This is a genomic window from Bradyrhizobium sp. Arg237L, from assembly GCF_029990105.1.
In the GTDB taxonomy this organism is placed as follows: domain Bacteria; phylum Pseudomonadota; class Alphaproteobacteria; order Rhizobiales; family Xanthobacteraceae; genus Bradyrhizobium.
In genome coordinates, this window is the sequence record NZ_JAQMIL010000141.1 from 1 (window position 1) to 8,158 (window position 8,158).

An 8,158-nucleotide genomic window follows, 5' to 3' on the forward strand; every position below is an offset into this window, starting at 1 on the left:
CAATTCCGGGGTTCGGTCCGCTCGATCCGGCGGAAAACGCCGCCGACCTTCTCGCGCAGGTCTCAAGGCGGTTGCAGCAGATTCCGGATGCGCTCGCGGACACGACGTCGCCGGCCGATCCGACTCGGCCCGAGACGGCCGATTCCGCAGAGCCTGTTCTCGATCTGCTTCCCGCGACAGACGGGCCATCGCTTGTTGATGCCGGTGCACAGTGGAACGAAATGCAGGACATGGGCGCGCAGGGCGAGCAAACGCCTGCCGACGAGGCACAGGATTCTCGCCGAAAACGGCGCCATGGCAGCGCATTGCCCCGATAGCGATCGACAAAGTGGCATGTCTTTCCGGATCGAACGATGACGGATTCAATTTCAAAGAGCTCTGCAGTGCGCATCGTCGATGAGATCGACCGCGCCCGGGCACGGGAATATGCGCTGCTCGCAACGTTGCTGACGCGCGGCCCCGGTGCACCGCTTCTATCCCGTCTTGCCGGCTTGCGCGGCGATGCCAGCCCGATTGGCGTAGCGCACACCGCGCTGGCCGAAGCAGCCCGCCGGACCAATGCGGAGCGCGCGTCGCGCGAGTTCTTTTCCCTGTTTGCTGGTCTGGGGGAGGGGGCGCTGCTGCCCTATGCGTCGCATTATCTCGCCGAGACATTGTATGGGCGGCCGCTCGTCCGAGTGCGGGAAACGCTTGATAGCCTCGGCATCGAAAAGACACCGGAGCGGACGGAGCCGGAGGATCACGCCGGCTTCCTCTGCGAGATCATGGCGGGCCTCGCCGGTGGCGACATCGCAGCCCCCGATGGCGCCGACCGCGACTTCTTCGAGCGGCACCTTTCGCCCTGGATCAAGCGCGCCTTCATCGACCTGGAACAGGCAAAATCGGCTGATTTCTATGCATCGGTTGGCGCGCTCGGCCGCACCTTCATCGACATCGAAGCTGAGGCATTCGCACTTCCCGTATGAACATTGCTTTCTGTCCGCGGCGGGGACTCATCCGCTGCGGAACTGTGGTACAAAATGACGTGAGGAGGAGAAACACGATGCGCGCGTTCGCCTGGGCTTGCCTGTTCGGAGTCGTCATCGCACTTGGAGCGGCAGTGATTCTCGACAATTTCGTGCAGGAAACGGCGTCGACGGCCTTTGCCGAGCCGAGCGCTAGAGTCTAGTGACGATGACCTGCAACGGGCGCGGGTCTCGAACTCCAAACCGAAAGCGCAGACTCATTTGAGTGGAGAGGGAGATGCCTCATGATCCGCTCAGTGATTCCTGCAATCTTTATTGCCGCCGTGATTGTTATTGGAGCCCTGTCGTGGCGGCCGCAGTCGGATTCGATTGAGCTGACCGCCGCGGCCATGCCGCCGCTGGTGCAACTACATGCGATGGCCGGCATCGAGAAATAGCCCGTTCAGGACATCGGCGATCAATCGCTCATCTATCCGACACTGAGGAAATAGGCTGACGCAATCGGCCGTCGCTTGGGTTCCGGGAACCCTAGAGTTGCGGTGACGTCCGTGAATATAAGAGCTTGGACTCAAGGCCGAATGGCTAACCGCAGCGCATGTGCTTGCAGGCGCTGCTCGGGCTAGTCTTCAACTGGTTGAGCGCGAAAGTCGACGCCGACAGACAAGTCAGCATCGTCAAGACCCAGACCATCGGCCGCCGTTGCCGGTGGCGCTCTCTCCGGATTGCGGAACGCGGACAATCAAAACACTGCGACCCGCATAAAGGAGAGCACATGGGGACCGACCATCATCATGATGTCGATCATCCTCGCGCCGTTCGTCTGACATGAGTGGCAAGTTGTGCCCGTTCCTAATTAGGTTGGACTGTACGGCCGGCTGCCGTTCCCTGAATTGACTCATCACAAACCCGGCTCTTGAGGCGTCGCGAGCATCGGTAAGCCCGGCATCGACGGTCAATCCGCTTGGGACAAGACCGAGCAGGCGATCTTCACCTCGCTCTTCATCGGAGCTTTAATGGCTGTTGCTGCGGTCGCCGCAATTCGGGGATCAAGAAATGATCGACAACCGCCGTGACCGCGTCATCCGGCTCGAGACGAACCTTGAGCACGTTCAGTATGTTCCAAACGGCTTCGTGTACCTATGGGAGAAAGCCAGTTGGAAGGCCATTCCTGAGGCTTACGGAGAGGGCTGGCTGGAGTTCATTGGGACAGGGAGGGAGAGATCGTGCTCCCTACATGCCTCGTATGTCCAGCCAAACTAGACCCACAACGATGGTTACGATCAGCCACGGGTGGCAATTCGCGAAGTCGACTATCTCCCTACCAACCCCGACTATCCCCACCAAAAGGCAGAAGAGGTAGACCAGCCAAGGCCAGTCCTTTGCTTAGTCTCGGCCTTCGACTCGTGCACCCTTAGCACTGTCCATTTGGCAATACTGTTGTTCATTCTCGGCGCCCCAGACATTCTTTATCACCTCTTGAGAATACATTTTTGGCAGCTGTGAACCCGTTCCCGGCGCGCCGCAAGCTCGTGGTGCTTGCCCGTCGTCGCACCAAACGTTACCTATGAACCAGCAATGGAGAGGTTGCCCGTATGACGGTCAATGCTGACGATACGCTGCAATTGGCAGGTCTGTTCGATCTGCGAGCAGCGTGGCGATTGGTATCGATTGCAGGGCGCCGCAAGTAGGTTTGTCAAAAACGCGGCTTGCGAAGGCCGTTGGAGCTGTCGCTGCGTCAGCTTGTATGTTTGTTTTCTCCGCGATGTTGCTGATGTTGCTGCGGCGATCGAGGCGGTGCCGCAAGCGCTTAGCAGGCGTGGCTACGGCGTCTATGCGCTGGCCGGAACGGAAAGCATCATGAGAAGGTTGCTTCCCGCAGACTTCGGACTGTTGTTGCAGGCCGGCGACGATCACGGGCACGTGCTGATTGGCGCGACGCGGGTCATGGTAGTCGGTCGAGGTGGTCTTGAGCGGCTTGTCCGTGTCGAACCACGACCATCCCCAGCCGTCGCCCCGCAACGTGTTGTCGGGGGGCGTTCCCTTGCTGTCTCTCACCATGGCGAACCAGTGCGTGGCTTGCCGTGCCGGTGGTCATCTCGTTTGTCGAGGGCGCGAAGACCTCTTTCACCAGAACGGCGCCATCCGGGAAGTGCCTCGTCTTCCGGTAGGCGTCAATCGCCCCGGGGATGCGTAGACGGCGTGGATTTCTTTCGAGCCCTAGCCGCTGTCGGCGGCAAAGCCGCTTGTCTGGACGAACGGCGACGGATTGTGGATTCGCGGCGGACTTACCTTTTCGCCGCGGCGGCGCACACCGTCGGGACTATTTTCACGACGCGAGCTAGCGCGCGGCAGATACACTCCAGCCGTATGGAGAAAGCCATGAAACTTGTTAGGATGAGCAAGGAGAAGGTCGGTCTCCCGGGTGCTTCTTCCCGGTGGCCTGCACGTGATCGACATCGCAAACAGCCTGGAGGTGTTTGCGCCTCATGATCCGCTGTCAATGGCCTTCTGAATGGCGCGTTAAAAGACGGTTGCAAAACTGGTCGCTGATTGTCAAGCATTGGGCTTACTTGCGGTCGCGTCTCAAGAGACTGGCGAACATCGGTACAGCCAATCCAGGTCATTCATGCAACAAATCGGACGAGATCAAATTGCGAGTCGCCAGCGGCGGCTACGACTTTGTGATCCTCGATCTGTTGATCTGTCGGAACGAAGGCCTTTCGTTGCTTTCCGATACCCGACGTCAGTTCGACCTGCCTATCATCGTTACGGCGCCTTCGCACATTGGCGAAGGCGGTCGCGCTGCAACGTGATTATTTCGTCGGTGTTTGGCCGGTATGCCGATCGCCGCCATCGCTTGCGCAGCACAAGCTCGCGCGATTCTGGCTCGACATCCTTATCGTCGACGGGACGTGCCCGCGAGGAAAAGGCTGCTTTCGCGGCAGCTACTTTTGCAAAAATGGAAGAGCTGCTAGATACCCTGCACGGCGACCACGTCAACGAGGTGCGTGGCGAAGCCTTTGGCTACAGCGGGGTTACTCAGAACGAGCGCCGCCAACTTTGGCGCGGCGAGCGGCGCAACATAACGCTTGGTCGGACGAGAAAATAGGCGGCGTTGCGAGGCGTATTATTCCCGCTTGAGGGAAGGCGAGCGAGCAATCGACAGGCTGACGGGATGGTGGGACAGGCATGACGGAAATGCGTACTGAGCGGCTCACACTCACCGGAGTCGTTCCCGAGGATGCGGCTTTCATCCTCGAGTTGCTGAACGATCCAGGTTGGCTCGCGAACATCAGTGACCGGTCAGTCCGCAACTTGCAACATGCGCGCCTACATCGAGGAGCGCCTTTCGAAATCACTCTGGCTCGTAGCTCGGGACAGATCGAGCGATCCGGGCGGAATCTATGGCTTGGTCGATCGCGAGGGCCTGCCGCATCCTGATATCGGCTACGCAAATCTTTCGCGCTGTGCGGGTCTAGGCTATGCGACCGAGGGGGCGGCCTTGTTGCTTCACCACGCGATGGATGTCTTGGGCCACAAAGTCATCCTGGCGATCACGAAACCCCACAACGTCGCGTCGCGGCGAGTGCTGGAGAAGATCGGCCTCCGATTCCTTCACCGTCCAGTTGGCCGGGCGCGACAGAGATTGGGCGCTTTACGCGACGCAGATCGAAGAGGCAGCGGACGCGGCCCTCGCAGACCATGCCGGTTGGCCGCGAGGCGAACATCTTACATAGGCAACTTGCTCGCTGCTATTGCTGACAGTTGCGATCCGCACGTCCTTTGCGGTGTCACCCGCGCTCGCTTGCGGGATCATGCTGTTGTTGTGGTTGCTTGGCATGGCCCTCCGCAGGCGCTATTCAGCTCGGCCGAACCGAAAACACAGGGTAATGCAACCTCGGATGATCTGTTCGCCGGCGTCTGTTCATACGCAGCAATCCGGCGATCCTCGGCACCATCTCGCTGGGTCTCTTCGCGGTATTGTTCGGCGGCGTGACAGCCGCGTTGTTCGGCGCGATTCCGGCCTCAGCGCCTGGAGGCGTCGCGACAGTCGTGATTGCGCCGCTAAGGATGAAGTTGTTCCTGACGCCGTGGGAGTGGCTGAATATGCTCACGTACTGCGGATCCGTACAGTCTTGGGAATGCGATCACATAGGACATCTTAACATAACGGGCTACATGGCTACGTTCAACGAAGCGACATGGGTTCTGTTCGCATCCATCGGTTTGACCAGAGACTACATGGCTCGCGAATTACGTGGAATGTCAGCGGTTAAGCGCGAGATCGACAACTCATCAGAACTGCTGCCTGGAGATACCTGCCACATCGAATCGGAGATAACCGACATCGGAACGACATCGCGCAAAGGTAGGCACGTGCTCCGAAACGATGCGTCGAAACAAATCAGCGCGAGCTGTAGATTTACGGCCGTCCATATCGACAGAGTACATCGCGCACCCGTGCCACTACCAGCCGAAATTCGGGATCGCGTGGTTAGCCGCCATTCCGAGACAGACGTCGGAGCACAGACATGTCATTCGGGATAGTGGCTGCAGACGAAACGGCTCGAAAATGAAGTTGCTGCTGGGCAGCGAAAGACCGAGACAGTCGCGCTTTCGTTTCTTGAAATGGCACGGGCATGCCCGCCAGGGCCAGCTTGTTGCAAATTCGCCAATACGCCTGTGACTTACCCCGCACTTCCTGATCGAAGATATGCGGCAAGCTCCCTCACGCGCACGGGGAGCGATCGCGCCCGCGGCAGACACACCGACGCCCGTCGGCATGCCCAGGCCTCCGCGAGTGCAACTATGCCAAGGCTCAGTGCCTTGCGACAATTCCTCGCCACCCTCGAGTCGACAATAGTAATCCCGGCGCCGGCGCTGACCGCGCAACAGGCGAAGCGCTGGGTCGAAACGCTCATGCGCACCATTAGACGCTTCCCATATCTGATCGCTTCCTCTTCGAGTGGAACCGGTCGTCCCCAACCGTCAGAATGCCTCACATATTCGAAGTCAAGAGTGTCCCGAAACCGCCAGCTTGGGCGACGCGTGAGAGCGTGCCGAGGCGGCGTTACGATGACCCTCTCTTCTGCCGCGAAGGGATGGGCGCGAATTGCGTCGACATTAGTTGTAGGGAGTACAGCAATTCCGAGATCCACTTCCCTATCCGACAACAATCTCACCACTTCGGAATCCGAAGCATCGATAACATCGACATTGATTTCCGGGTGCTTCCGTAGATACGTCGACAGGCGAGTGGTCAATAGGTCATCGCCGGTCCCGTCAGAAGCGATTCGAATCGTACGACTCGGTGGTCTGCTCATTAGCGCGCGCTTCATCAGTTCAAGACTGAGCCCTTAGTACGAGCTTCATTACATACCATCGCCCGCTCAGGGCGCGCCAAACGCACACCAAGACCCTGTCTAACGGGCAGTGATCATTCCCGTATCGCGGAAACTTGCTTAGGACACGAGTTGTCGAGACAGGGATAATGTACTATATTATCCCTGTAGAAGCAATAGAAAGGCAAAGGTGAATGTGGAGAGGCGACTGTGGAAGGTTATCATCATCGCGGTCATGCCGCTCGTGGTCGGGCTGCTGTTGCTGCCGAAGACCAAGGGCCGGGATATCACGAAGCGACGATCATTCCGGAATCGCGCTCGGCTTGGATTCAAGCCGAGATCTCTAGCAATCAAGACGCGAGACACTGCTGACGGAGAAAATCAATGTCCATCAAACCACTCAATCCAACCGATCTTCCCAAGCCGATTGCTCCCTATTCAATGGCCACCAGGGCGGGTGACACAGTATACGTGTCCGGCGTCCTCGCGCTCGATAGCGATGGCAAGACGGTCGGCGGCGGCGACGCGCGCGCGCAGACAAGGCACGTGATCGAAACCATCAAGAAGATCCTCGGCGCCGGTGAAGCGACCCTGCGGGATGTCGCGTTCAACACTGTGATCATCAAGGATATGGCGGACTATGCGGCCGTCAACGAGATCTATCGCGAGTATTTCGGGGCGCACCCGCCGGCGAGATACTTGATCGCTGCCAAGCTCGTGCGTGAAGATCTCTTGGTTGAGATCGCTTCGATTGCGCACGTTTCCGCAATCTAGCCTGCTGCAAGCGAGAGGCGAGCGTGAATTCCGTCGAAGCACTCGATGTTCGCATGGAAGAAATCGGCTCCTCTTGCACGCGGTGCGGAAAGTGCTTTCAAGCCTGCCCGACGACGGAGCCGGCCGGTATCAAGGACGCGGTACCGACCAAGGTCTTGTCCGGCATCGTGGACATCCTTCGCGGCAATGCAGGCAGTGTCGAAGCGGAGGCCTGGGCGCGTCCGGTGGTTTGAGCAGCGACTTTTGCGTCGAGGCCTGTGACCACGGAGTGAACCCCGCATGATGGTGCGTCTCAGCCCATCGTATTGCCTCATGTGAGGATGTTACTTTCGCTTGACGGACGTAGCGCTGACTGTCGGCCGGTCTGAGGTTGCGTCATTGCTTGCAGGATCGGAGGGACTGGGGACGTCGCGGAGTGCCCATCACACGCAGCGCCGGCCCCGGTCCCGGGATCACCAATGGTGGCCGGTGCCGTACCCCCGGCCATGCGCGGGATGATCACCTCGGTTGCGTTGCGTCTGAGTGATCGCAACAAGCGCTGCACGATGGTGTGCTGCGGCGGCCCAAACTTTTCGGGGGCGTGTTCGGCGAGACGACCGAGGATGGCCCGCGCGGTCAGACGAGGTTCGGCCGCGAGCCAGCGCTCGATGTCGGCGAGGTGCGGATCGAACATCGATGGCATTCTCATGCGCTTTTTGTATGGCTTGCGCATGCGCCGATGGATGATGCGCTGCTCCCCCAGATGCACCTCATTGCCGAGCCCCTTCGCGAACGCTGCCGCGTTCGTTGCCGTGCCGGTGGGCTGGCCGCTGCCGCGAGCTTACCCGCGCGGGCGCCGACGCGCGCGCCAAGCTCCGCCTGGGCGTCCCTCATCTCAGCCAGCAGAGCCACGGGATCGAGCGTGCGATAAAGCTCTCGAAGGCGCCGTTTGACGCCTTTGCTCAACTTCGGATGCGCCAGTCCGCGCGCATAGGGCGTGGCCGGGCCATGATAGCGCTTGATCACCTTCGCGCCCTCGCGTCGCTTGTCCTTCAGCTTGAAGGACGGCTGGAAGAAGTTGGTGTGCAGCCGCGATGC

8 protein-coding genes and 2 pseudogenes are annotated in these 8,158 nt (G+C 59.6%); 8 read left to right on the forward strand and 2 right to left on the reverse strand.

Features of this window, described 5'->3' with window-relative positions; genetic code table 11:
* From OZ411_RS42120 to OZ411_RS42135, 4 genes and pseudogenes are all read left to right on the forward strand, one after another.
* Positions 1-317, forward strand: a pseudogene (locus tag OZ411_RS42120) (DUF3306 domain-containing protein); the annotation flags it as partial.
* A 36-nt stretch (positions 318-353) separates the two neighbouring features.
* A complete protein-coding gene (locus tag OZ411_RS42125) occupies positions 354-965 on the forward strand; it encodes a molecular chaperone TorD family protein (protein WP_282532681.1) in 612 nt (203 codons plus the stop codon).
* A 77-nt stretch (positions 966-1,042) separates the two neighbouring features.
* On the forward strand, positions 1,043-1,168 hold the full coding sequence (locus tag OZ411_RS42130) for a hypothetical protein (RefSeq protein WP_282532682.1): 126 nt from the start codon (positions 1,043-1,045) through the stop codon (positions 1,166-1,168).
* Between the two features lie 81 nt (positions 1,169-1,249).
* Positions 1,250-1,402, forward strand: coding sequence for a hypothetical protein (locus OZ411_RS42135; protein ID WP_282532683.1), 153 nt, complete (start codon positions 1,250-1,252; stop codon positions 1,400-1,402).
* Between the two features lie 1,162 nt (positions 1,403-2,564).
* Here OZ411_RS42135 and OZ411_RS42140 read toward each other — a convergent pair.
* Positions 2,565-3,023: a hypothetical protein gene (locus tag OZ411_RS42140; RefSeq protein ID WP_282532684.1), complete on the reverse strand. Its 459-nt coding sequence runs from the start codon at positions 3,021-3,023 to the stop codon at positions 2,565-2,567.
* Positions 3,024-3,442: 419 nt separating this feature from the next.
* On the opposite strand from OZ411_RS42140, the gene OZ411_RS42145 reads away from it, so the two are divergent.
* The 4 genes from OZ411_RS42145 to OZ411_RS42160 all read left to right on the forward strand — a co-directional run bounded on the left by OZ411_RS42145 (position 3,443) and on the right by OZ411_RS42160 (position 7,314).
* Complete coding sequence (locus tag OZ411_RS42145) at positions 3,443-3,778, forward strand: hypothetical protein (RefSeq protein WP_282532685.1); 336 nt, start codon at positions 3,443-3,445, stop codon at positions 3,776-3,778.
* The gene (locus OZ411_RS42150; RefSeq protein WP_282532686.1) at positions 3,775-4,074 is read left to right on the forward strand and encodes a hypothetical protein; all 300 of its coding nucleotides are present in this window, start codon (positions 3,775-3,777) and stop codon (positions 4,072-4,074) included. Before OZ411_RS42145 ends, OZ411_RS42150 begins: the two co-directional genes overlap by 4 nt.
* Before the next feature lie 2,617 nt (positions 4,075-6,691).
* The gene (locus OZ411_RS42155) at positions 6,692-7,081 is read left to right on the forward strand and encodes a Rid family hydrolase (protein WP_282532687.1); all 390 of its coding nucleotides are present in this window, start codon (positions 6,692-6,694) and stop codon (positions 7,079-7,081) included.
* A 23-nt stretch (positions 7,082-7,104) separates the two neighbouring features.
* Entirely contained in the window at positions 7,105-7,314 is a 210-nt protein-coding gene (locus tag OZ411_RS42160; RefSeq protein WP_282532688.1) for a 4Fe-4S dicluster domain-containing protein, read from the forward strand.
* A 451-nt stretch (positions 7,315-7,765) separates the two neighbouring features.
* On the opposite strand, the pseudogene OZ411_RS42165 reads toward OZ411_RS42160, so the two are convergent.
* A pseudogene (locus OZ411_RS42165) lies at positions 7,766-8,158 on the reverse strand (hypothetical protein); the annotation flags it as partial.